Consider the following 25,209-nt stretch of genomic DNA (forward strand, 5'->3'; position numbering starts at 1 on the left):
TTAGGCGGGCGCGGGGCACCCGCCTGGTTTGATCACGCCTCTACTTTGCCTTCGTTGGGTCGGGCATCCATATTGTCTAACCGCTTGCTCTTGCAACCAAGGCCGATGGTCTTGGCCATCACGCTACGGCTCTCGCAATAGGACGGGGCAACCATCGGGTAATCGGATTTGAGGGCATAACGCTGCCGATACTCGTCCGGGGTCAGGCCATTGGTCGCCAGGTGGTGGCGGAGCGTACGGTACGGCTTGCCGTCGATCATTGAGATGATGTGATCTCTGGACGCGAGCGACTTGCGCACCGACACGGCCGGAGTAACCTCTGGCGAGCTTGTATCCTCCTCTACGTCAGGCTCACCAAGCTTCGTCACGGCTGCTTACATCGACCGCAGAAAAGCCGGAACGTCATCCGAGGGCGTACGGGTATTGGAATTGCGCAACCACGCGATGGTGAGTTCGGTGGCAAGCTCGACGGTGTTGGTAGACAGGGACATTCTCACTCACTCGTTACAGGGCTCCCGCACCCGGGAGCCTTTGTGCGGATGGCAGCATCAATACCGCTTGGCTGAGGGATAGCTAAAGGTTGATGCCTCGCTTGATCATCTCGGCCGCAGCCATTCTGGCGATCGCGATGGCGGGTTTCGCGCGGAATATATCTGCAAGGTCGAGCAGGTCTTCATTATCGAGCGTGATGATAGCCTCTTCAACCTCAGCGAGGCTTTGTACCGCGGTCGCACTGCTAGACGCGAGTCGCCGTCACCGGCGTCCAGGGCACCGCCGGCAGCGGTAAGACCAGCACCACCCTCAGCACCTACGCCACGGCGGCGCGCGACCAGGGCATCACCGTGCGCGCGCTGGCTCCTACCGTCACCGCCGCCGAGACGCTGGGCAAGTCGATCGACGCCGAGCCCATGACCGTGGCGAGCCTGCTCCTCCACGGCATCCCCGATCGCCACGGCCCCGAGGCATGGATCGTCGACGAGGCGAGCCTGCTGTCCGCCCGGGACGCGCAGCACCTGCTCGCGCGTACCCGCGATGCCGGTGCCCGCCTCGTCCTCAGCGGCGACCGCCAGCAGCTCGGTAGCGTTGGGGCCGGCAAGGTGTTCGAGCAGCTCCAGCGCGCCGACATGACGACGGTCACGCTCAAGGAGATCGTCCGCCAGACCACCCCCCACACCCGCGCCGCGATCGAGGCGCTGATCGACGGGCGTATCGGCAAGGCGCTCGACCATCTCGATGCCGGCGCGGGCCGCGACAAAGGTGCGATCACCGAGCACGCCGAAGCCGACATCCGCCGCGCCATGCTCGTGCGCGATTTTCTCGCGCTCACCCCCCGAACGAGCGCGCCGGCACCATCGTCCTCGATCCCACCCGCGAAGGCCGCGCCCTCCTCCCCGGCACGATCCGGCTCGGCCTGATCCGCGACGGCACACTGGGCAGCGAAGCCATCGCCGCCACCGTGCTGGAGGCCCGCGAACTGCGCACCGAGGAGCGCAAGCGCGCGCTCAACTACACCCCCGGCGATGTCGTCGTGATCCGCAAGGGGGTCCCCAAGCACAGCGTCGCCGCCGGCACCGGCTACACTGTCGCCGCGATCGACGGCCGGACGGTGCAGCTCACCGATCCCAAGGGCAAGGCGATCGACTGGAAGCCCGCATCCTGGGGCGCGACGTTCGCCAAGGCGTTCACCGAGGTGGACGCCGAGTTCCGCACCGGCGACCGCGTGCAGTTCACCCGCAACGACTATCGCGCCGACCGCCGCAACAGCATGGTCGCCACCGTCCTCGCGGTCGATCCCGCCCATGCCGGCATCACCGTTGCCATGCCGGACGGCACCGAGCAGGCGCTCGACGTGCGCCGGCTCGCCCACCGCTACGTCCGCCCCGGTTGGGTCCAGACCGTCCACGCCGCCCAGGGGGCCACCGCCACCCGTGCTCGCCCACATGGAGAGCTTCCGCCGCACCGTCCACGCCAAGAGCCTCTACGTCGCGCTCTCCCGCGCCCGCGACACCGCGTTCCTCTACACCGACGATCGCGATAGCCTCAACGCGGCCACCGCCCAGCGCAGCGGCAACCAAGCCGCTGCGCTCGATTAGAGCATGGGGTGGGCGTTCGATGACGGGGTCGCCGGATTGTGACCCATTGTGCCGTCAGCGGAGTTCAAGGGCGGCTGGGCTGTTGGCTGTAAGCTGCAACGATCCCATACGTTACTGACATTAAGAACAACGCAACCCCAGCCCACAGTCCAAGCCTGGACTGCGATTCATGTATCGCGTCATATGTAACCGCTAGCGACCCCGCCAGAGTTGCCAACACTCTTGGGAATACAGTATTGCTGTATCGACGGCATGCCTCTCGATGCCATACTGATAGTATGACTAGAACAACTCTCTCGTATATTGCCCAGTCCAGGATTACACCAATGACTGCACACCCTGGGTATAGTAGATAATTTTCCATTATCGGCAACTATATAGTGAGGAGCCCGCACCTACGGCTGTTCCGGCGCCGTTGGAAGCAAGCTGAACCTCTCGCGCTTGGCTTGCCGAAAGATTACCGAACATTCTCGTTGATGCGAGCGCGCTTCCTGCCAGCTTGCCTACCGCAACGCCCCCGGCGATCCCCCCCACATCGAGTAGGCCCCCGACCACATCGCGATTAGCGAAATGGGCTACTGCACCAACACCTGACGCGACAAGCGACACTGCGCCAGAAACCGCAGCTACAGATTCAAATCCTACGAAACCAGCACCAGTTGGAGCGGTTGCCAGTCCTGCGATGCCCGCCCCAACAGCCAGTTCGCCCGAATATAGGCTGACCTTGTCGGCTACATTGGCAATCCTAGAAGCCAGACCATTTCCGCAGGTCGGCGGCTTCGCATTTTGCGGTGCAGTATCTCGCGGCACGGGCCAGAGACCAATTTGCTGAAGCCAACTCTTCGACGCATTATCTACGGGGCGAGGCTGGAAGTATCCCCCAGTGCCATTTGGTTCTGAGCTAGGATACGCGGACGATGACCCGGATCCGCTGCTGGGTCCGAGGTGATATACTATTGGGGGCAGATCATACATCTGTAGCCCAGACGGGTCGGTTCGATTGATTGGATCCCCGCTTACATAGTTGTACCAATTGATCCCATCGCCATATCCGATGGGGTCGGTCTGCATGAAGCGGCCGAGCGTCGGCGAGTACATGCGCGCCTTATAGTCGTACATGCCAAGCTCGGGCAGCCAGGCCTGACCGGTGTACTGGAAGCGACCCTGATTGTTGGCGCCGGGGATGCCGTATTCATCGTAGCTGTTGATTGCGATCGCGTTGCCGGCATCATTGCTAACCGCCACCACGCTACCACGCTCATCGGCATGGAGGTAGCGCCGGTCACCCGTGCCAGCCCCCTCATACCAGACCAGCACTTCGTCGGGATTGGGGCCGTAGACATAGCGGCGCAAAACAGCGCTGCTCGACTCCTGAGCGAGCTGCCCGTCGACCCAGTCGAAGTTGCCCGCCGGCGTCTGGCCGAGCTCACCGGCCGGGTTGCGGTAGATCAGCTGGCCAGCCGCGTTCATGAACAGCTGGTTGCGGCTGTTGTATTGGTAGGTGGTACCGCCCGAGTTGGTGAGGTTGCCGCGCGCATCATAGCCGAACGTCGTGCCGCCGGCGCTGGTGTACTGGTTGAGCCCGTTCACCGCATAACTACGATCGACGTTGGCCGCGCCTGTCCAGGCGTAGCTGTCGTTGCTGCTGCTGCGCGTGAGGATCTGGCCTGCCGCATTGTATGTGAAGCCGTAGGTCTGGTCCCAGGCGCTGCCTGCCAGATCCTGGGTAAGGCTGGTCAGGCGCGAGGCGCCGTCATAGCCATAGCTGGTCACCGTGCCATTGCCGCGGGTCAGCGTCGTGCGGCGGCCAAGATCGTCATAGCCGAAGGTCGCCAGCGCCAGACCGCCATTCTCACGGATCACCTTCATCTGTCCGGCGGCATTGTACTCGTAGGTGACGTAGAAGCCGTCCGCCCAGGTCTGGCGAATCTTGCGACCTGCCGCATCATATTGCAGCGTCGTGCTCGCGACGTTGCTGCTCTGCGTCGTCGCCCGGCCAAGCGCATCGTAAACGAAGCCCTTGGTCCAGCCGTTGCCATCGCCCGCACTGGTCAGGCGACCAAGCAGATCATAGCCATAACTGACATCGACTTCGGCAACGTTGGTCTTGGGATTGTGGGCGAAGACCCGGCGGTTAAGCGCGTCATAGTCATAGGTCAGCGTCTGGCCGTCACGCAGACGGCGGCCGATGACATTGCCATTTGCGTCGTACGTCACCTGATCGTTGCTACCGCCTGGATAGGTTACCGTCGTTGGCCGGTCCAGACCGTCATAGCTATAGGTCGTCACGTTATTGTTAGCGTCGGTGACTGATGAGAGCTGACCACTTGCCGTGTATACTGAGCTTTCCGTTGCAGCAACATCCGTTCCGTAGCCGCGGGTTACTGCTACAGTCCGCCTCGCTACATCGTAGCTCTGCCGCACGATGCGATCCGCGCCGTTCCCACCCGGCGTACCAAGAGTACAGCCGTCTGGCGGTGACTGGAATGCGCCAGCGTTCATGCGCTCGCCGTGCAGATCGTGCGCCCCATCGCATCGTAAGCGTACTGGGCGACGGCAATGGTTGTACCGCCTGTCGAAAGCGAAGCCAGAAGTTTGCGATCTGCGGCGTCATACCCAAAACTGAGAGTCTGAACAGCAGTGAAGCTGGATCCGTCCGCATTGGCCGTCCCGATAACCACCCCGGTCACTCTACCTTTTGAGTCATAGCTGTAGCTTGTCGCACGACTCCTAAGCGGTCCTGTCCCATCCGGATCCGCCTCGATAACCATCGTAGTTTGACGGGCGGCATTGTAGATCGACCTAACGGTGTCTGCGTTGCCCAGGATTGGGCCGTCCACCGAAACTACATCACCAGCACCGTTATAGGCAAAAGATGTCGCCGCGGCGACACTTCCGTCCCCGGCAGAGACCGTCGTGCTGGTGGGTAGCAGGTTATTCGCAATACCTGGTTGACCGTAAGCAATAACAGTTCGAGATTCATCTGCGGAATTCACGCAGCTACTGGAGCTTCTGCACTCGGATACTGACGTCAGGAGATAGGTCGGTGCTCCGGAAGCGACGAGCGTTCCTGAGCTATTTTTGTAATAGGCCTGGAGCTGCGAATAAGCGTAGCGCCTTTGTGGACGAACTCCGCTTTGATTTGCCGGCAATGTGACACTCGTCACCCCGCCATGGGTTGGATCATACACATAGTCGGTTTGCGCGTTTTTCGCATCGCGCGTCCAATTTGGCTGGTTACACGTGATAGTATTGCCGCAAGATGGATCATATCCAGCAGAGGTCACTATATCTGCCGGGGTCCCAGAAGTCGCCGAGACCAACCTGCTTTCGATAACATTGCCACGGCTGTCATATAAAAAACGCTGTTGGACCTGGGTTGGCGAGGTTGCGGTAGAAAGCCGGCCGCTGCTGTCATATGTATAGGAGGTCACGGCACCACTTTCGTCGGTAACCTGAGTCGGAAGGCCGACGGTGACGTTCGATGTCACGATCCGCGAAGTCCCGTCAGGATTACCGATCGTAACAGTGGTTGACGGATAAGTGCCAGAGTATGAGTATTGCCACGTTTGACCAGCAGCCGTAACCGACACCACATTGCCGTAGCCGCTGCTTGGGTAGGTTACAGATAGATCATCGGTTGTAGAGCCCGGACGGCGAATTGAAGTCGTCGTAAAGGTCGTCGCTCTGCCAATGTTGTCAGTAATGGTCCAGCTGCCGGCTGCCGCGCCCGCTGCGACGGTAATCGCCGGCCAGTTCTGCGAAAAGGAGCACGAGTATGCAGTGATTCCACAGGCGTCTGTTGCCATGTTGAACGCGGTAATAGTGGTCAGTGTGTTCCAGCTGCTGTCGCCTGCTATGGTGCTTGCATAATCAAAATGCAATTGATAGCCTGACGAGCTGGCAACCGAAATCAGTCGCACTTTCCATGGTACGTTGCTTCCACCGCCACACTGCTGTTGATACTGGCTGGAGCAGCCAACCTGTCGCAAGTATGACATGGTCAAGGTTCGCCCTGATGCGTATTTGACGCTTGTTACTCGCGCAATCCTGTTGCTGTCGACGGACGTCAGCGTTCCGTCATAGCTATATTGTGTGCCATCGCTAAGCGTTAAGACGTATCCGGTGCCCGACTGCGTCAGAGTCGCACCATCTCCCAATTTCGAGACCCATACCCCATTTACCTTTGTGAAGACGGTGCTTGCCGGACCATTTGGTCCAAGCACACCGACATTCACCGAGGTGGTATCGCCATAGATACCGAGCTCGTACTCTGAGGTTCCTGGCCTACCGTTTCGGTGGTCAAGATACAGCGGCAGCTCTTCGTTGCCGCTGCCTATCGAAAGCATCTTTACTCGACCGGAGTAGGTGCCGCGGGCAAGGTCAACGCCATTTCGATCTTTCTGGTATCGGGCTGGCGGCGCAACGTCCGCGCCTGCGTAGCCGATATGCCCCAGACAGCAGGCGATTGCCAAAACTGAAGACGAAACAGCATGCCTCTGCAATGCAAGCCCCATATTACTCCCCTATTATCGTTGGTATACTGATTTTATGACAAAAAGCAGCGCAATATTTTATCAGGTAACCTGATTCTTTTAGGTGTTACACCTACTTCAAATGGCTTATAGATGAGTAGATCGAGCGGATGCCGTCGTCCCAGGCAATATTAAGACACACAAAGGTATGGTACGCGGCATAGTAAATACTATAACTGTAGTTCGATGCGTGCGGGTCACTTCTCCCCCCGCCGCGTTATTTAACTATCGTACCGCTACTAGCCCTGCTTAGTAAAATGCGGGCAGATTTAGCGACCAGCGCCGGTGATTCGAACCACAACCCGATTGTCAACTTTATCGTGGCTGTACGTCGTGTTAGTGCCGTTGTTGACCGTACCGGTATGCACAACACTGCCGACACGCCCTTTGGCGTCGTACGTGTACGTAATTGTCTCTGCAGCACTCGTCGCATGAGGCAACGTCATTAGACACATGAAAAAGATGACCTTCATGATCACGCCTCCCCCAGGTTTTTGCTCTTGCCGGCAGCGTAGACCCAAATTATTTCTGCGAGCAACAATATTTTTGAGGCGGGACGAAATGGTTGCGTTACCGTCAAATTTAGAAAGCCTTTGATCTGGCTTGGCCTCCGTAGGACGGTAAAATCCGCCCTCTGAGCTAGGGGCAGCATCGGGTACAATATAAAAAAGGGGGTGAGATTGATGCAGATGAGATGCACGGCGAAAGCGGCAGCATTCGGCATATTCGTCAGTTTATCGCTGACTGTATCAGCGACAGCCTCCGAAACCGTTCGCAATACATACGACGCTAAGGGCCGCCTGACCAACGTAGATGGCAGCAACAGCGGCAGCGGATCGAGAGTATATTCTTTCGATAAGGCTGACAATCGAACTCGGATGCAGAACACCGGGGCCGGCGCGACGGTGCTGAATGGTGATGCCGAAAATCCTGCGGTATCAAACTACGCTTACAACCCTTCGGCGCCGGACCTGGTATTTTATGGTGGAGCCGGCATTGCTCAGAATGGTGGAGCGTGGGGCTTTCCAGCCCCATGGTCTGGCAATCAGGTGTTCTTCATCCAGGCTAGTGGCAACACGGCGGGCTATGTTGAGATGAAGGCGGTTCGCCTTACCGTCGGTCAACGCTACCAATTTGCCTTTGCAAGCGCACAACGGCCCGGCTTCCCAGCGAATAACATGAAAATCTACATCGACGGTAACCTGGTATGGGATGCGCCCCCTGATACGGCAGATCGCTTCACGCCCCATCCGACGCAGTCGTTCATCGCCAGCAAAGATACGGCGACAATTCGTTTTGCGGCTACGCCAACGTCTTACGATTCCTCTTCAGCCGTTGATGCCGTAAGCGTGCAGCCGCTTAATTAGATGCATTCCTATGCATCAGCATTGAACAGGAAGACGCGATGCTGAGCAGCAACCCAGCCGAGCTATCGATGAGTGCTGCGGTGAACTGGCTGGCCACGCTCATGCTGGGCAGCATCGGAACCGCTATAGCCATCCTGGCAGTTGCAGGGCTTGGCATCGCCATGCTGTCAGGCCGCCTTCCTGTACGCAGAGGCGGTCAGATGGTCATAGGCTGCTTTATCCTGTTTTCGTCCCACGCCATCGCATCGGGCCTATGGAATGTAGGCCACGCTCAGATCGACGAACCGATCCAGCCAGCAAATATCGAGGCCCCGGCGTATGTTGCGCAAACCCCACCACCAACGCCCTATGATCCCTACGCAGGGGCATCGGTACCGGTCCGCCCACCTGACAGTGCACGCGGCCTGCTGCCGCATTGAACAATGCGACGAAATTACACTGAGTATTCGAAACGAGATTGACGCGCCTCTCGTCTCTTGAGGATATGCGGTACAGCACGTGCAAGGGGAGGCACATGAAGACCTATTCAAGGCTTGCCGCTCTGGTGGCCCTTACATCGCCGGCAATGGCGGCAGCGCAGGACAGCTTTTCTGATCCCGCCGGCTCCGGTCCAATCGTTGGCGCCGTTCACTGGCTGCAGGGCACGTTGCTCGGCACCGTCGCAACCGTCATTGCAGTGATCGCGGTGGCCTCCGTCGGCCTGCTCATGCTGACCGGGCGGATGAACTGGCGCTATGGCGCGACCGTCATTCTTGGCTGCTTCATCCTGTTCGGGGCGGCGAGCATCGTCGGCGGCATTCAGTCGGCGTCGAGCGTTGGCTACTGATTCAGAAAGCCTTGATCGCGACGTTCTGTTTGTCGGTCTTACCCGCCCGCAGATGCTGCTGGGTGTGACCTATGGTTTTGCGATCGGCAATGCGATCCTGACGACCGAGCTGTTCCTCGTATTCAAGTCCGTTTGGGTGCTGTTGGCGGCGCTGGTCGTCCACGCCGTCGGCGTCATTGCCTGCCTGCGGGATCCCCGCATCTTCGATCTGTGGCTGGTCAAGGTGCGGCGCTGTCCGCGCGTTCCCAACCACCGTCTATGGCGCTGCAACGCCTACCGCCCGTGAACAAAGCCGCACAGAATTGGGCGCGGGAGAAAGCGGCAGGCGACCATCTGCCGTATCTCGCGCAGATCGACGATCACACCGTCATGCTGCGCGATGGTCGCCTGATGCAGGTGCTGATGCTCGACGGCCTGTTGTTCGAGACGGCGGACACTGCCGAGATCAACTATCGCAAGACGCTGCGCGATGCGATGCTGCAGACGATCGGATCGTCGCGGTTCGCACTCTACCATCACGTCATCCGCCGACGGGTCGAGCCGCAGCTCGAGGCGCCGTTCCCCGATCCCTTCAGCACCGGTGTCGATGCGGCCTGGCGTGATCGCCTTGCCTCCAAGCGTCTCTTCTCCAACGATCTGTTCCTCTGCGTCATACGGCGCCCGCTTCAGGGCCGGGGCGGCGTCGCGGATCGGTTTGGTCGCTGGCTCGGGCGGGGTAAAGACAGCAGCGCAGCAGAACAAAGCGCAGAGTTGCGTGCGCTCAATGCGGCGCGCGATGCGCTGCTCGCCGCTCTTGGCGCATATGGGGCAAGGCTTCTTGGCAGCTATGACGGCAAGGGTGGACCGTGCTCTGAGGTGCTCGAGTATCTCTCCGGCTTGTACAACGGCGAAATCCGTCCGGTCCGACTCCCTGAGGGTGACGTCGGCCAGTATCTGCCCGCCCGTCGCGTAAGCTTTGGCGCTGATACGGTAGAGCTTGGCGCCACCGGCGAGGCTCCGCGTGATTTCCAGGCGATCCTCTCGATCAAGAATTACCCGGGACAGACCGGGCCGGGGATGCTCGATGAGCTGCTCCGATTGCCCTTCGAGCTGACGGTGACGCAAAGCTTCGGCTTCGTCGATCGACAGGCGGCACTCGGCAAGGTCAACCTGGCCCTGCGCCGCATGCGCGCGGCCGATGACGAGGCTCTCAGCCTCCGGGGTGAGCTCGGCGTCGCACGCGATGACCTTGCTGCTGGACGCGCCGCATTCGGCGAGCATCATCTGACGATCGCGGTGCGAGGCGATACACCCGCCCAGGTCGATGACGGCGTCGCCGAGGTTCAGGCGGCCTTGACCGACCTCGGCCTTGTCGCTGTGCGCGAGGAGATGGCGCTGGAACCAGCCTTCTGGGCGCAATTCCCCGGCAACTTCAGCTACGTTCCGCGACGTGGCCTCGTCGCCAGCCGCAATTTTGCGAGCCTTGCCAGCCTGCACAATTTTCCGACTGGCAAGGCGGAAGGCAATCACTGGGGGCCGGCGGTCACGGTCCTAGAGACGACCGCTGCCGGTCCGTACCATTTCAATTTTCACCACGGTGATCTCGGCAACTTTACCGTCATCGGCCCCTCGGGCACCGGCAAGACCGTCGTCCTCAATTTCCTCCTCGCACAGGCACGCAAATACGATCCGCGAATCGTCTTCTTCGACAAGGATCGGGGCGCCGAGCTGTTTCTGCGCGCCGTTGGCGGTCGGTACGACGTGCTACGGCCCGGTGAGCCTTCGGGCCTCAACCCGCTGCTGCTCGACGATACCGCCGAGAACCGCCGCTTCCTGGTCGACTGGCTATCGCGGCTTGTCGCCGATCCCGCTCGCCCGCTCGACAGCGAAGACATGGTGCGCATCGTCGAAGCGGTCGAAGCCAATATGGAGGCGCCACGCGCCTACCGGCGCCTGGCCCATTTTGCGCAGCTACTGCGCGGACAGGCACGCCCCAAAGGGGGCGACCTTGCCTCGCGCCTGGCTCCCTGGTGGGGCAGCGGCGATCGGGCATGGCTATTCGACAATGCCGAGGATCGCACCAATCTTGATGAGCGTGTCGTCGGGTTCGACATGACCCGTATTCTCGATGATCCGACCGTACGGACGCCGGCGATGATGTACCTCTTCCACCGGGTGGAAGAGCGGCTCGACGGCACGCCGTCGATCATCGTGGTCGACGAAGGCTGGAAGGCGCTTGATGACGAGGTGTTCACCGCCCGTATTCGCGATTGGGAAAAGACCATTCGCAAGCGCAACGGCATCGTCGGTTTCGCAACGCAGAGCGCAGAGGACGCCCTCTCGAGCCGCATCGCCTCTGCAATCGTTGAGCAGGCGGCCACGCAAATTTTTATGCCTAATCCGAAGGCGCAGGCGCGCGACTACATGACCGGGTTTGGCCTCACCCAGCATGAGTATGATCTCATCCGCACCATGCCCGACAATGCCCGGGCCTTTCTGATCAAACATGGTCAGGACAGCGTGGTGGCGCGCCTCGATCTGTCGGGAAACCGTGATCTGCTGATGATCCTGTCGGGCCGTGAACGATCGGTACGCGCGCTCGACGCCATTCGCGCAGAGATCGGCGATGATCCCGCAATCTGGCTGCCGCGGCTGCTGGCAGAGGCGTCATGATCGACTGCCCGCTTCCCGATGGTGATGCCGGCGTCGCCCTTCGCCTCTCGAGTTTCTTGACCTGTCAGGCGCAAGCGCTTGGCGAGAATGGCTATCAGGCGCTGGCTGGTGGTCCGATGATCGCCGGCTTGATGACCGGGCTCGTCACGATCTTCGTGGCGCTGATCGGGTACCGGTTTCTGCTTGGTTCGGCGCCGACCCTGCGTGATGGCGTCGGCTGGGCCGTTCGCCTTGGCATGGTGCTGACGCTGGCCACCGGGTGGCCAGCATTTCAGGTCCTCATCTACCGTGTCGCGGTCGACGCACCGAGCGAATTTGCAGCCGTGTTGTTGCCTGCCAGCGGCCTTTCAGCCGACGGACTCGATGAGCGCGTGCAACAGGCCTACGACACGATCCGGCTAGGCTCGAGCATCAATCCTGCCTTGGCACCACAATCGGCGTCGACGACCACCACGCAAGGCGTGCAGGCCAACACCTCCGGGACGCAAGCGCAGCAGCAAGCGCCCAACTTTGGCCCGCTGGGTCAGACAGCACTGCCGCAGACCGCATCCTGGTTCGTCGTCTCGACGTTAGGCGTCGCCGGCGCGCTACGCCTGGCGGCAGGCTTCCTGCTGGCGATCGGGCCGCTCGCGATTATGGCGCTCCTGTTCGATGCCACACTCGGGCTCTTCATCGGCTGGGTACGCGCTCTCGCCGGTGCGGCTCTCGCGACGCTCGGCGCCACGATCGTGACCGCGCTGGATCTGTTGCTCGTCGAGAGCGAACTCGCCCATCTGCAGGCGGTGGAGCGCGGTGTCACCATCATCGATCCGCAGGCGCTGACCACCATCGTACTCGCCTTCACGTTGGTGATGCTGGCAGCGATCTGGGCGGCGGCCAAGATGGCCGGCGCATTCAGCTTCACGTTGAAGCGGCAGGAGACGCTGATCACGGAGCAGTCGCACAGTAACGTCAGCGAGCGATCGAGCTCGACCTTCGGCAGGCCTCAGGGCGGCCGTGAGGGCGCAGCTGCGGCGACTGGAGCGCCACCCCGCGCGCAAGGCGTCGCCAATGCCCTGGCTGGTACGATGCGGCGCGAGCAGATTGCGATCGCTGCTGGTGAGGCAGGATCATCAGCAGGGAGCAACCGGCGTCAGCCGCTCCAGCCTCAGCCGAGGCAAGATGCCTCATCATCTCCGACGGCGCTTGGCCCTTCGGCCCGCCGCTCGATGACACGAAAGACACGCAGCGCCATGCGGCGGGACGGAGCGGCATGACCGAGCGCGAGACCTATTTTCGAGATGCACGAAGCTGGGCGGAGGATACACGCGCCAGGACATCACGCTCGAAGCAGATTGCCTGGACGATTGCTGGGATCGCGATCGGCGCTGCGGCCTTCGAAGCCGTGGCTCTGGCCATGCTGACGCCATTGAAGACGGTGCAGCCGATCACGCTTTTGGTCGATCGCCAGACGGGGTTCGTTCAGGCGCTCGATCCCAATACCCCGCAGCGCGTCTCCGCCGATGCGGCGCTGACCGACGCGTACCTGGCACAATATGTCCTTGCCCGTGAGGGCTTTGATCGGGCGACACTGCAGATCGACTATCGCAAGGTTGCGCTCTGGTCGGCAGGGAATGCTCGCGCGTCGTACCTGTCGGGAATTGCTGCGACCAATCCGGCAAGTCCGATCCAGGCGTTGCCTGGTGGTTCCGTCGTCACTGCGCGGGTAAAAAGCGTTTCACGCCTTCAGTCCGGCATCAGCCTGGTTCGCTTCGACACTCAGAGGACCGATCGCAACGGTCAGGCTGAAGCGCCTCGACCCTGGATCGCGGTTATCCGCTTCCGCTATTCGGCTGCACCGATGGCGTTCGGCGACCGCCTGGTGAACCCGCTTGGCTTCCAGGTCACAGGCTATCGCCGTGATGCCGAAGCGCCACCGGTCCCCGAGACTGTCACCAGCCAGGTGGTGACGCGCACCAGCACTGTTCAGGGACCCGTTTCTGTAATCGAAACGCGCACCGCCCCCGTTGCGACGACCCGATCGCCTACGGTCCGTCGGGCACCGGTCCGGATCGTGCAGGGCGGCGTAGGCGGTCCATTTATCAGCCAACGTGAGGTTCCGACCAATCAGATTCCGATGGGCTCACCGCTTGGTCCCGTCGTCGACACGGCCGCGACGACGACGGAGCCGCAGCAATGATGATGGTGCTGACGCTTCTTGCCGGAGCCGCGCAGGCGGGCATGCCCGCGATGCCGCCGGCGCCTCTGCAATTCACCATGCCGGCTGATCCCCGCATCCAGACCTTGGTCTATGACAGCGGTCGCGTCTTCGACTTACGGGTCGGCAGTGGCTATGCCGCCATCGTTGAACTGGCTGGCGATGAGCGGGTCGAGACAATCGTGGTTGGGAACGAGACGGGTTGGGAGGTGACCCCAAACCGCTCAGGCAATCGCGTGATCGTAAAGCCGCTTGGTGCTGCCATGACGACGAACCTGATGATCGTCACCGATCAGCGGCGCTATGTCTTCGTGATCAGCGCCGATAGCGGCGGTAATGGGAGCGGTGCGTTTGTACTCCGCTTCTCCTACCCCCTGGGACAGCCCGGCAGCCCTCAGCAGGTCGTTCGTAGCGCCGATTACCGGCTCCGGGGCAACAAGACCCTCTATCCGATTGCGATGAGTGACGACGGCAAACGGACCACCATCACCTGGGATCTGAAAACCTCGCTTCCCGCAATTTTTGCGATCGATGATCGTGGTCGCGAAGCGCTGGTCAACGGACGCATGGTCGATGGTGACTATGTCATCGAGGGCGTCGCCAAGCGGTACGTATTCCGCCTCGGCAAGGTGCATGCCGATGCGACGCGCATGGTCCTGAAAGGCCGGCCATGAGCCGTAGCCAACCAGCGCCGGCGCCGGTGGAGCAAGGCGGCCATGATCCGCGACCCGTCGTGCGCTTGCCCCGGCAAGGTATGCCAGGTGCAGTCATTGCATTGGGCGCTATCGCGGTTGCACTGATCCTGTTCGTGGTTCTGAATGGTCAGCGCCAGCGCCGGGTGACGGCACCACAGCAGACGGCTCAAGCCGATGGGTTTACGCCACCACCGCCCCTGCAGATGCCTGTCCTTGCCGAACCAGCCGTTCCGGCACCAGTGCCCGTCATTGTCACATCTTCCGCGCCAAGCCTTCCGCCAGTGCGGAATGACCCGCCGCCTGTAACCTACGCGCCGCCCGTCATCACGCCAACGCCGCCAACACCGTTCGTACCCGCGCCCGCGGCTCCTCCGGCCGAACCAGCACGCGACAAGAAGGCGCAAGGCGCCATCGTCTATGATCTCGGTGCCGAAACACCGGCAGCGGGCGGCACGACGCAGCCATCGGCCGCGGCAGGCGCTAACGCGGGTCGCAATGGCTCAGGGGGTTTTGATGACGCGCCCGCCAAGGCGACGACCATGGCGAGCCGAACGGACGTCGTTCCGATCGGAACGCAAATCCCCATTGCGCTTGAAACACCGATCGACACCGCAAGGCCCGGCCTGGTGCGGGCGATTGCGTCCCGTGACACGCTCGGTTTTGATGGCCGCCGTATTCTTATCCCCAGAGGCTCGCGCTTCGTTGGTGAATATCAGTCGGAGGTACGCTCGGGCCAGAACCGCGTGTTCGTTACGTGGACCCGGGTTATCCGTCCCGACGGCGTGACGATCCGCCTTGGTTCGCCGGCAGCCGACCAGCTGGGCGGCAGCGGCGTACCCGGCAAGGTCAACACCTTCTTCTTTCAGCGTTTCGCCGGAGCCGTCCTCCAGTCAGCGCTGACGGTGGGGGTAAACCTTGCATCACAACCACGGTCAGGCTCGGTGATCGTCGGTATTCCGTCAGGGCCAATCTCTACCATAGGGCAGGGGTTGGTGCCCAACGACTACAGGCCGAAAATCACCGTCAAACAGGGTGCTGCGCTCAACGTTTTCGTTGCGCGCGATCTCGATTTTTCCGGCCTGACGGCTGGACAGCCTGCCGCACGATGACCGCAGCGTATCTTGACGTCTACCTTGCGCCCTTTCTCGAGCAGCTCGCTCGGCCGGACGTCACCGATCTCTACGTAAACCGCGCTGGTGAGATCTGGATCGAGACGCTGCAAGGTGGACTCGAGCATCATCTCGTGCCCGAGATCACGGAGGCACAGCTCTGGCGTCTGGCCCGGCAAATCGCGAGCGTGACCCATCAGGGGATCAGTCGAGAACATCCGTTGCTGGCAGCACGCCTCCCAGACGGCTCGCGCGTCCAGATCGTCGCTCCGCCGGCAACGCGTGATGGTATGGCCATTGCCATCAGGAAACACGTGTCCTCTGATCTGTCGCTTGTCGATTATCAGCAGGCTGGCGCTTTCCACGATACGACCGGGTCCGATGCAGCAGATCCCGTCGAGGATGAACTTGCCAGCCTGTATGAGATGCGCAGGTGGGACGCCTTCCTTGTCGCCGCTGTACGGGCGCGCAAAACTGTAGTGGTGTCTGGCGGCACCTCGACCGGCAAAACCACCTTTCTCAACGCTCTCCTACGTGAGATCGCGCCGTCTGAACGGCTCATCCTGATCGAGGACACGCCGGAACTCGTACTGCGGCATAAAAACGCGATTGGCCTCGTCGCCGCCAGAGGCGGGTTAGGCGAGGCGAACGTGTCAACGGAAGACCTGCTGATAGCCTCCCTCCGCCTGCGGCCCGACCGCATCATCCTGGGCGAGCTCAGGGGCGCAGAAGCCTTCACCTTCCTCCGGGCCGTCAACACCGGACACCCAGGATCGCTCACCACGATCCATGCTGATACCCCATCTGGCGCAATCGAACAGCTCATGCTCCTCGTTCTGCAGGCTGATGCAAAGTTGCAGCGTGCTGACCTTCTTCCATACGTATCGCGCGTCATTGATGTGATCGTACAGCTCGAGCGGCGGCAGGGCGTCAGACGAGTGGCTCAGGTCGATTGGCTGAAGAGACGTTAAGGGGGGGGCAAATCTTATGCTGAAAGCAGTTGCAGCTGGTGCCATATTGTTGAGCGTCTGCTCCAGCGGTTATGCCGAGACGGTTCAATATGGCTATGATGCCCAAGGCCGGCTGTTGGTCTCCGATGTACGGAGGTCTAATGGGACCGGTTATGCTGCCGGCTACGGTTACGACAAAGCTGGTAACCGGAGAGTCTATCAGAATGCCCGGGTCGTTAAGACAGGCGGCCTGGCCTCGGGTACAGGTATTGGGGTGGGAGAAAGCATCCTATCACCGAGCGGTGCATACCGCTTTATCTTGCAATATGACGGCAATCTCGTCCTTTACGCTGGCCCGCTGCAGCCCATTTGGTCCACAAGCACGTTCCAACCGGCAAATGCCCGTCTCGAAATGCAGGGAGATGGTAACCTCGTGCTATACAGCGACTCAACCGCAATATGGGCAAGCCATACTGATGGCCACCCGGGAGCTTATTTTGCTGTGCAGGAGGACGGCAATATTGTAATTTATACTGCCGCTAACCAAGCAATATGGGCGCGATTCGGGCTATAATCGAAGCGGTTGCCAAACAATACCGTTATACAAATCACTGTCTGACTATCAGGGGGTCGCATGACATATCTCAAGCGCGCGCTGCAAATAGCGGGCCTGATCGCCGTTGGGTGCGGATCGCCAGCAATGGCAGGCCGCCAGACGGGAACATTGGCGTACATAAGCGCTGACAAAACGTTCGGCACCGGCGTCGTCACCTTCTCGGTGATTGGCGGCGCAAGCTCCGACAAGCCTGCCTGTGCTGCTGGCGCCGACGCGCGCTGGGCTTTGAACGTCGGCGACAACGCCCCTGCAAATCAGTATATTTACTCTCTTATTGTATCATCCATGTCTTCGACATTTCAAATTTCTGTTACTGGCACCGGCAAATGTGCAACGGTCTCCAATTTAGAGGATGTCGCATACGTTGAAGTTAGAAAATAGATCTTGACGCGGCTGAAAGGTCAAATGCAAAAAATATTGCACCGCCTATTCGTTTATTTATCAACGAAGCTGAACATAGCCAATGCGGCAATAGATTCCGCTCTGATTGGTTAGCAATGTTACCGGTTTACCCGACAAATAAGCCGACGTAATTACTGACACGATTGCATCGTAGTTATCGGCGTCTCTATTTACGAAGGCCCACGCTTCGCTTGTGCCGCACATAGGCGTACCATCCATATAGACTCGGAAACCGAAATTCTGCCCCTCAGTGACGACGTCAATCCCGGAGACCTTCCCGGTCTTAATACCGTCCCACGCTGCCGCAGGCGACGCCCATGACAACGCGACGATAGGAAGCGTGGCAGCGATACGACTCAGCAAACGCAACGTGTTCATCCCTTTACAATCCAAGACTGCACACTGTGCCAGTCTATCTAGGTTTGTCCAGATCGATAAAGGGTTTTTATCAATACTCTTATTAAAAACCGGTGGTGTCAACCTGCCACCAAATCATTACCTAGTTTTAAAAGATTGAAATTGGAACAGGTTTTGTGGAAATGGGTGCAAATCCAATCTTCTTGACTAAAAGATCAAGAAAGGTTGATACCAGGTCGACAGCTCAGGGGGGGGCGATGAAGAAAAAGACGGCATTGCTTGTGGCATTAGCGCTGACCACGGCCATAGCGCCCAACGCATATGCGACCTACGATAGCAACACGGTAGGGAGGATTACCAATGTTCTCACCTACGATGATGGACATTTTTTAATATCTCTGGATCCCATGCCAGCCGGACCGTGTAGTAATTACTTCATAGTAGGCACTGACGTCGCAGTCGACGCAAGGCAAATGCTTCTATCCCGAGCACTCACTGCTTATGCAAAAGGGGAAGCCATACCCATTGGCTACGACGGGCATACTTGCGTGAATGGATGGTTCAGAGTGCATCGAATTGGCTGATTCTTATCGTGCTAACTTGGAAATCGTAAGCCAGCCAGCGGCAGGAGTTCGCGAATGCGAGTAAAGCTGATGATTTCAGTGGTATCCTTATGCCTATCAACCGGTGCCTCAGCGGGCGGAAGCTCCATCACAAGCAAGGTAAAGGAGGTTCACGTTCGCGCATCTGACGGGTTGCATTGGGTAGTGATGGCCACACCTCCGTCAGGTCGCCCTGACTGTGGCAGCAGGCAACCATATTATATGATAAAGGACGAGCACAGCGATGCGGGAAAAGCGCAATTCGCTATGCTTCTCTCAGCTCAGCTTTCCGGTAACTTGGTAACCATCGATGGGGCAGGCGCATGCTCGCGCTGGGGCGACGGAGAAGACATCGAGCATGTAATGCTCGCGCAGTGAGCCCCCTAGCGTTGTACGCCAACCGGGGTTTTGGAGGAAAACCGACATGACCAGATCAAACCGCTTCAAAGGCCTTTGGTGCGGACTCGCAGCGATCGGCTTCGCCTATGCAGGCATAGCTCACGCAGAGAGCGTCACCAACGTTACAGTGACAGGGGTCGGCAATCAGGGAACGCAGCTTTATGCGACGCTAGCAACCACACCCCCCGGTTGCCGCGGAGCCGTGATCTATCACTCCTCCGAGATACAAGCCGGTCAATACGTCATGAGCATCTTGCTGTCAGCCCGTCTCGCTAATCGGCCGCTTACACGGATCGACTATAGCGTTCACGGTGATGGGACGTGTTGGATCGTCTTAGTTGAGGTATAAGCATTACATACAACCTCAGGAAGGATTGTTTTTGATGCGGTTAAGGTCACTAAACGTATTTGCAGTAGCTATGATTGCGAGTGGGGCGATATGTGCTCCTATGGCTAACGCGCAAACCACGTCGTATCGCTATGACGCCAGAGGCCGGCTTATCGGCTCCACAAATTCCAGCGCAAGCGGGACAGTCAACACGTCGATAACGTATGACCGCGCCGACAATCGTGCAAATTACTCGGTATCGGGCGCCGTCAACGGCACCGGGGGAAATACGGGCACTGACCCAAATTCTGGTGCATCGATCCCGCCTCGGTCAGGCACATCTCGATTGATCGTTGTGCCCCTGAATGGCTTCACAGTCATCCCTCTCCCATGAGTTCAAAGCTGTTACGCGTCGCTTCCGACGCAACGTCCGTAACTCTTCCCATCGGATTGGCTCAGTTTATCAATAGTAATTGAACGTTTCATAGGAGACGGTTATGCGGGTGATTGGCTTTATAGCGTTGTGTACGATTGCTTATACCTCGGTAGGACAGGCTAAAGCAGATGTATATTGTGGTGGCGATGCAACGCCAGCCAGATTATTAACATATGGCGACGGATCGGTCTTGATACTTACCACTTGGCGGAGTGATTTCATACAGATCTGCAATTTAAATAAAGCTTGGAAGGGCGTTGAACCTGCCGCGTGCTTTGCCTGGATGTCGAAGATTGCTGGTGCCATAAACGCTAACAAAAAGATCGGTCTTTGGTATAGCGGGTTATCAGGTGATGCCTGCCGCTCTATACCAACTTACTCTGGTGCCCCGGCACCGGTATATATTGACGTAGCGCCTTAACCGGAGGCACGCCGACACAGCTTTGCTAAATGTATAGTCACACATTTTCGCCAAGGCAGCTTGAGACATGGCATGAGCGAGCACGTGGCCGGCTTACCTCGTTGGCGATGCTACCGGTATGCCGCCGCTGTTCGGAAGCGTTAGATTAGGTCAGCATAAATAATGTAAGCTTGGGCCCTTGCAATAATACCCCCTCTTGTTCCACCATCATGCTGCCGAAGGGACGGCACGATGGGGAAGGGGGAATGTCATGAATATCATGACAAAGGGCCTGATGGTGATGCTGCTTACATCGTCATCGGCAATGGCGCTTGCCGTAGAGACAAACACGTTCACCTATGACGCCAAAGGCCGCCTTACGAAGGTGGTGAAATCTGGGTCCGTCAACAACGGCGTAACGGTCGAGGTTGCGCATGACAAGGCGGACAACCGGACCAAGATCAAGGTGACTGGCGCGCCGCAATAAGGCGCTGCCGAACCTTTTGTATCTCTACCATCTGAGGCAAAAAATGAAAAACTCGGTTGAAGCCGTGCGCTGCGGCTTGCGTGTGCGTCGTGCGCTTTTGATTGTCTCCACGGTCCTTTGTTCAGGCTCCGTTATCCCGGCTTTTGCGCAGGTGGCAGCGCCAGCTCCCGTGCGGAGCAACATCGATGACAACGATGTTGACCTATTCCTTGGAACTTTGAACGTTGATGGCCCCCTTCTCACCGCTGGCGATGGTAATAGTCAGGGCCTTAGTTGGCAGAAGCTTTATCGCGGGACTGGTGGTTTCGGTGACAGCTTGGTCGCCACGTTGTCCGGGTCGGGCACCACAACGTATGTATCGTTCGGCGCAGTCACAAAAACATTTACAACATCCGGCTCCAGCTATGTATCTACTGAGGGAGATGGCTCTACCCTCACGAAAAGCGGCACGACATACACATTTACAGCCGTTGATGGTACGGTTGCTACGTTTAGCTCCAGTACGGTCGGAACGTATCCCTACAACAGCATCCAGGGAAACGTAACAAGCGTCACGAAACCGGATGGTGTTCAATTTACCTATACCTATGATAGCGCACGTTACTGTTCCGCCTCGAAGCCGGCAAGCTCTGGTCAAGTCTGTACGCGATATGCCTACGCCTATCGCATTTCATCGGTATCGAGCAACGGAAAGTACATACTAGCATTCCGCTATGCTAATGATGCATCGTCTTTCGATCAGACGGATGCGAGCGGAAATGATTTCACCGGCTGGGGTGACATCACGAGTGTTGTGTTAACGAACTCCGCGACGGGCGGGGGAGCACGAACACAGTCGTTCAGCAATTCTAGTGCCGGATACATTGTAACTGATGCTATGGGGCGTGCAACTACGTACCGTTTTGCTTCAGGTAAGCTGGCTGGTATCAAACGCCCCGGTAGTAGCGGGGAGGACATTACCGCCACCTATAATGCCTCAGGGAGGGTCGCATCCCTAACCGATGCTTCTGGCACAACAACCTACTCATATGTAGATAGTGGCAGTGACCGCACCACAACTGTAACTGACCCACTAGGTCACGCTACCACATACATCTTCAACATAACACTACAACGTCCAAGGTCGGTAACAACAGCTACGGGCAACACGACAACAAGTACATATGACACGTCTGGTCGTGCTCTTCAGGTAACCTCGCCTGAGGGTAACTATACGACGTTCACCTACGATACTCGCGGCAACGTGACGCAGACGCAGGTGGTCGCAAAGCCGGGAAGTGGCGCGCCGACGCTGACGACGAGCGCATCCTTCCCCTGCTCTACTGCGGCGACGTGCAACAAGCCTGCCTGGACTAAGGACGCGAAGGGCGCGCAGACCGACTACGGCTACGATAATACCACAGGTAACGTCACCTCGGTCACTGCCCCAGCGAATCCAAGCGGTTTGCGGCCAACCACCACGTACAGCTATACGTCGGTCAACGGCATTCAAATGATGAGCGGCAGCTCGACCTGCTCTAGTGCCGCAACTTGCGTAAACTCGGCCAATGAGACGCGGACCAGCATCAGCTACAATGCCAATGGCTTGCCAACCGCCACCACCGTACAGGCTGGCGATGGCTCGACGTCGGCAACAACGACCAAGAGCTATGACGATGTCGGCAACGTAGTCAGCGTTGACGGCCCCATTGCTGGGAGCGACGATACCGTCAGTTATCGCTACAATGCTAACCGTGAGATGATTGGCATGGTCGGTCCGGATCCCGACGGCGGGGGGCCTCGCCGACGGCTTGCTCAGCGCAACACCTATGACGCTAAGGGGCGGGTCACGCAGACAGAGAATGGTACCGTCTCGGATGCCAGCGATGGCGCGTGGAATGCCTTTGTCTCGCAGCAGCAGCTCGTCACGTCTTTCGATGGCGTGGATCGCCCGCTCAGCAAAACGCTGACGGCAGGCGGCACGACCTACGCGACGACGACCTATGGCTATGATCACCAGCGCCTCGATACGGTGACGGTAGCGATGAGCGGCCAGGGCGCGGATCGCACCACGAAATACGGCTATGACAACGCGGATCGCCAGACCAAGGTGACCAGTGCCTATGGCACGGCCGAGCAATCTGACGATGTTACTGTCAGCTATACAGCGAATGGCAAAATGGCGAGCCAGACGGACGCTAATGGTAACGCCACGACCTATGGTTATGACGGCCTCGACCGGGCAACGACGGTAACCTATCCGGGCGGCAGCTACGATCAGGCGACGTACGATGCCAACGGCAACGTCACGAGCCGCCGCCTGCGTGATGGCCAGACGCTGACCTACGATTTTGACGCGCTGGATCGCCGGACCTTCGACCACAACCCCAAGATCAACGTCGCCGAGGTTGATGTCGGCTACAGCTATGATCTGCTTGGTCGCCTGACTAGCGCAGGTGATGGCAATGGCTGGACCAAGAACTTTGGCTACGACGCACTCGGCCGGGCGACGACGCAGAGCAGCAACGTCGCGAGCACGACGCTGCAATACGATGCGGCAGGTCGTAAGATCCGCCAGACTTGGGCGGACGGCTTCTACGTCACCTACGAGTACAATGCTGCTGGGCAGATGACCGTCATCCGCGAGAACGGCGGACTGGCGCTTGCGACCTTTGCCTATGACGATCTTGGCCGCCGTACGTCGCTGACCCGTGGCAACGGCACGGTGACGAGCTATGGCTATGACGGCGCCTCGCGCCTCACCAGCCTCACCCAGGATCTGGCTGGCAGTGCCTGGGACCAGACATACGGCTTCACCTACAATGCGGCAGGCCAGATCCTGACGCGCAGCAGCAGCAATGACAGCTACGCCTGGACGGGCGCGGCCAACGTCGATCGCAGCTACGCGGTGAATGCGCTCAATCAGTACACCAGCGCTGGCGGCACGACGTTCGGCTACGATGCACGTGGAAATCTTACCAACTCGGGCGGCACCACCTACCAGTATAACAGCCGCAACCAGCTGTTCATGAACGCAGCCGGCCAGCTGATCTACCGGAACCCGGCCGGAGAGCTTGGTCAGACGCCGGCGGGTAACTTCGATTGGGTTGACGGCCAGCTCGCCCAGGAGTCGAGCAACGCCATCCTGCGCCGCTATGTCTACGGTCCCGACCCGGACGAGGTGCTGGTCTGGTACGAAGGGTCGGGCACCAGCGACCGGCGCTATCTTCATGCCGACGAACGTGGCAGCGTAGTGGCAGTCAGCAACGATGCCGGCAACGCCATCGCGATCAACAGCTATGACGAATACGGCATCCCCGGCGCCAACAACCAGGGCCGCTTCCAGTACACCGGCCAGGCCTGGCTGCCCGAGCTTGGCATGTACGACTATAAGGCGCGCATGTACTCGCCAACGCTCGGCCGCTTCATGCAAACCGATCCTATCGGATACGGCGATGGCATGAACTGGTATAACTATGTTGGAAGCGATCCGATTAATGGCATCGATCCTGATGGACTAAAAAAGAAGCAGCCTAAGGTCAATGACGGCGGCGGTGGTGGCGGCGATGGTAGCGGCGGCGGCGGCGGCGGTGCATCCGCACCCGGACCGCGCGGGCGGGGCCGCGGGCCGACCTCATTCACCTCGCCCGATGGGCCGACGAGGAAGTGCGCCCGCAACTGGCCCTCGTCATAGCGGCCCTGGACCAGCACCGCATTGCCGCGCGTCACATGGGCGGTGCCGTCGCGCCCGGCGTCGATCATCGCACGGCCGCTGCCGTCCTGGACGACGAACCGGTCCCCGAACACCTCGGCGACACGGCCCTTGACCGTGACGATGCCGTTGCTGTTGGCGAGGCGGGCGATCGGCGTCGCCACCGTCGGGGCCATCTCGACGCCCGGCCGGGTCAGCGCGACCGCGCCGGCGCCGCCCGCTGCCCCCACCGCGACCAGCGCCGCCGCACCGAGCGCCAGCCGCTGCCGGATCGTGATATGTAGTCTTGCCATCGATCGTCTCCTTCATGTCGATGACCGGCTTCTACGGTGATTCGGCCGACCCCCGCTGAACCAGGCGGTTCATGTTCGGTTTAGCCAGGGAGAATAGGGCCACGGTCATGCGCATCCTGCTAGTCGAAGACGATCCCGACCTTGGCCCGGCCACCGCCCGCGCGCTGCGCGCCGAGCATTTCGCGGTCGATCTCGTCGCCGACGGGATCGACGCCGGCCATCTCGGCGAAACAGAGACCTATGACGCGGCGGTGCTCGACCTCGGGCTGGCGGGCAAGGACGGGATCAGCGTGCTGCGCGACTGGCGCGCCGCGTCGCGCGCGCTGCCGGTGCTGATCCTCACCGCGCGCGACGGCTGGTCCGACAAGGTCGCCGGCTTCAAGGCGGGGGCGGACGACTATCTGGTCAAGCCGTTCCGCGTCGAGGAACTGGTGATGCGGCTGCGCGCGCTTGTCCGCCGCGCCGCCGGCCATGCCCAGCCGGTGCTGACCTGCGGACGGCTGTCGTTCGATACGCAGATCGGCCATTTCGAACTCGACGGCCTGCCGCTCAAGCTCACCGCGTTCGAATGGCGCGTGCTGTCGACGCTGATGCTGCGGCGCGAGGCGGTGATCGAGCGGCTCGACCTGCTCGAACGCGTCTATGAAGGCGATGCCGATGTCGATTCGAACAGTCTCGAGGTGATCGTCGGCCGCCTGCGCCGCAAGATCGGCGCCGAGATGATCGAGACGATCCGCGGCCGCGGCTATCGGCTGACCTGCGGCGAGGGCTGAG

20 protein-coding genes and 2 pseudogenes are annotated in these 25,209 nt (G+C 59.7%); 19 read left to right on the top strand and 3 right to left on the bottom strand.

All coding sequences use genetic code 11. The features are described from left to right. Positions 1-32 precede the first annotated feature (32 nt). Positions 33-491: pseudogene (locus BW41_RS03180) on the bottom strand (MucR family transcriptional regulator). A 270-nt stretch (positions 492-761) separates the two neighbouring features. On the opposite strand from BW41_RS03180, the pseudogene BW41_RS19950 reads away from it, so the two are divergent. Continuing rightward, positions 762-1,415 (top strand): annotated as a pseudogene (locus tag BW41_RS19950) (AAA family ATPase); the annotation flags it as partial. Between the two features lie 41 nt (positions 1,416-1,456). After that, entirely contained in the window at positions 1,457-2,038 is a 582-nt protein-coding gene (locus tag BW41_RS19955) for a hypothetical protein (RefSeq protein ID WP_051583218.1), read from the top strand. Positions 2,039-2,456: 418 nt separating this feature from the next. Here the strand turns inward: BW41_RS19955 and BW41_RS19960 are convergent, their stop codons facing one another. Together BW41_RS19960 and BW41_RS20325 are read right to left on the bottom strand one after the other, a co-directional pair. Next, complete coding sequence (locus BW41_RS19960) at positions 2,457-4,595, bottom strand: RHS repeat-associated core domain-containing protein (RefSeq protein ID WP_081792863.1); 2,139 nt, start codon at positions 4,593-4,595, stop codon at positions 2,457-2,459. Continuing rightward, on the bottom strand, positions 4,592-6,610 hold the full coding sequence (locus BW41_RS20325; protein WP_081792864.1) for an RHS repeat domain-containing protein: 2,019 nt from the start codon (positions 6,608-6,610) through the stop codon (positions 4,592-4,594). Before BW41_RS20325 ends, BW41_RS19960 begins: the two co-directional genes overlap by 4 nt. A 698-nt stretch (positions 6,611-7,308) precedes the next feature. On the opposite strand from BW41_RS20325, the gene BW41_RS21440 reads away from it, so the two are divergent. From BW41_RS21440 to BW41_RS03245, 17 genes are all read left to right on the top strand, one after another. After that, the gene (locus BW41_RS21440; protein ID WP_152542090.1) at positions 7,309-7,995 is read left to right on the top strand and encodes a hypothetical protein; all 687 of its coding nucleotides are present in this window, start codon (positions 7,309-7,311) and stop codon (positions 7,993-7,995) included. Positions 7,996-8,033: 38 nt separating this feature from the next. Next, a complete protein-coding gene (locus BW41_RS20335) occupies positions 8,034-8,414 on the top strand; it encodes a TrbC/VirB2 family protein (RefSeq protein WP_081792866.1) in 381 nt (126 codons plus the stop codon). A 95-nt stretch (positions 8,415-8,509) separates the two neighbouring features. Then, a complete protein-coding gene (locus BW41_RS03195) occupies positions 8,510-8,821 on the top strand; it encodes a TrbC/VirB2 family protein (RefSeq protein ID WP_037531517.1) in 312 nt (103 codons plus the stop codon). A 52-nt stretch (positions 8,822-8,873) separates the two neighbouring features. Further along, on the top strand, positions 8,874-9,107 hold the full coding sequence (locus tag BW41_RS21705; RefSeq protein WP_051583220.1) for a type IV secretion system protein VirB3: 234 nt from the start codon (positions 8,874-8,876) through the stop codon (positions 9,105-9,107). Beyond that, positions 9,080-11,473, top strand: a complete 2,394-nt coding sequence (locus tag BW41_RS03205) for a VirB4 family type IV secretion/conjugal transfer ATPase (protein WP_152542091.1) — start codon at positions 9,080-9,082, stop codon at positions 11,471-11,473. The genes BW41_RS21705 and BW41_RS03205 overlap by 28 nt, the downstream gene beginning before the upstream one ends. Beyond that, entirely contained in the window at positions 11,470-12,729 is a 1,260-nt protein-coding gene (locus BW41_RS03210) for a type IV secretion system protein (RefSeq protein ID WP_037531386.1), read from the top strand. Before BW41_RS03205 ends, BW41_RS03210 begins: the two co-directional genes overlap by 4 nt. After that, positions 12,726-13,652, top strand: a complete 927-nt coding sequence (locus BW41_RS03215) for a virB8 family protein (protein WP_081792868.1) — start codon at positions 12,726-12,728, stop codon at positions 13,650-13,652. Before BW41_RS03210 ends, BW41_RS03215 begins: the two co-directional genes overlap by 4 nt. Continuing rightward, positions 13,649-14,344 carry a TrbG/VirB9 family P-type conjugative transfer protein gene (locus BW41_RS03220; protein ID WP_081792869.1) on the top strand — a complete coding sequence of 232 codons (696 nt, stop codon included), beginning with the start codon at positions 13,649-13,651 and terminating at the stop codon, positions 14,342-14,344. The genes BW41_RS03215 and BW41_RS03220 overlap by 4 nt, the downstream gene beginning before the upstream one ends. Then, the gene (locus BW41_RS20345; RefSeq protein WP_235199488.1) at positions 14,341-15,474 is read left to right on the top strand and encodes a TrbI/VirB10 family protein; all 1,134 of its coding nucleotides are present in this window, start codon (positions 14,341-14,343) and stop codon (positions 15,472-15,474) included. The genes BW41_RS03220 and BW41_RS20345 overlap by 4 nt, the downstream gene beginning before the upstream one ends. Further along, positions 15,471-16,445, top strand: coding sequence for a P-type DNA transfer ATPase VirB11 (gene virB11, locus BW41_RS03225; protein ID WP_037531391.1), 975 nt, complete (start codon positions 15,471-15,473; stop codon positions 16,443-16,445). The genes BW41_RS20345 and virB11 overlap by 4 nt, the downstream gene beginning before the upstream one ends. Positions 16,446-16,461: 16 nt before the next feature. Then, on the top strand, positions 16,462-16,998 hold the full coding sequence (locus BW41_RS20350) for a hypothetical protein (RefSeq protein WP_081792870.1): 537 nt from the start codon (positions 16,462-16,464) through the stop codon (positions 16,996-16,998). 60 nt (positions 16,999-17,058) lie between these two features. Beyond that, positions 17,059-17,421 (top strand): hypothetical protein, encoded by a 363-nt coding sequence (locus BW41_RS20835; RefSeq protein ID WP_152542093.1) that lies wholly within the window; start codon positions 17,059-17,061, stop codon positions 17,419-17,421. Between the two features lie 2,204 nt (positions 17,422-19,625). Continuing rightward, on the top strand, positions 19,626-19,985 hold the full coding sequence (locus tag BW41_RS20840; protein ID WP_152542095.1) for a hypothetical protein: 360 nt from the start codon (positions 19,626-19,628) through the stop codon (positions 19,983-19,985). A gap of 250 nt (positions 19,986-20,235) precedes the next feature. Beyond that, complete coding sequence (locus BW41_RS21445) at positions 20,236-20,451, top strand: hypothetical protein (RefSeq protein ID WP_051583221.1); 216 nt, start codon at positions 20,236-20,238, stop codon at positions 20,449-20,451. A 1,243-nt stretch (positions 20,452-21,694) separates the two neighbouring features. Next, entirely contained in the window at positions 21,695-24,124 is a 2,430-nt protein-coding gene (locus BW41_RS20360) for an RHS repeat domain-containing protein (RefSeq protein ID WP_235199491.1), read from the top strand. Continuing rightward, positions 24,097-24,426 (top strand): hypothetical protein, encoded by a 330-nt coding sequence (locus BW41_RS21180; RefSeq protein WP_153810788.1) that lies wholly within the window; start codon positions 24,097-24,099, stop codon positions 24,424-24,426. Before BW41_RS20360 ends, BW41_RS21180 begins: the two co-directional genes overlap by 28 nt. Before the next feature lie 116 nt (positions 24,427-24,542). Next, on the top strand, positions 24,543-25,208 hold the full coding sequence (locus BW41_RS03245) for a response regulator transcription factor (protein ID WP_037531396.1): 666 nt from the start codon (positions 24,543-24,545) through the stop codon (positions 25,206-25,208). Position 25,209 lies beyond the last annotated feature (1 nt).

It is taken from the genome of Sphingomonas sp. RIT328 (assembly GCF_000632225.1).
In the GTDB taxonomy this organism is placed as follows: Bacteria; Pseudomonadota; Alphaproteobacteria; order Sphingomonadales; family Sphingomonadaceae; genus Sphingomonas; species Sphingomonas kyungheensis.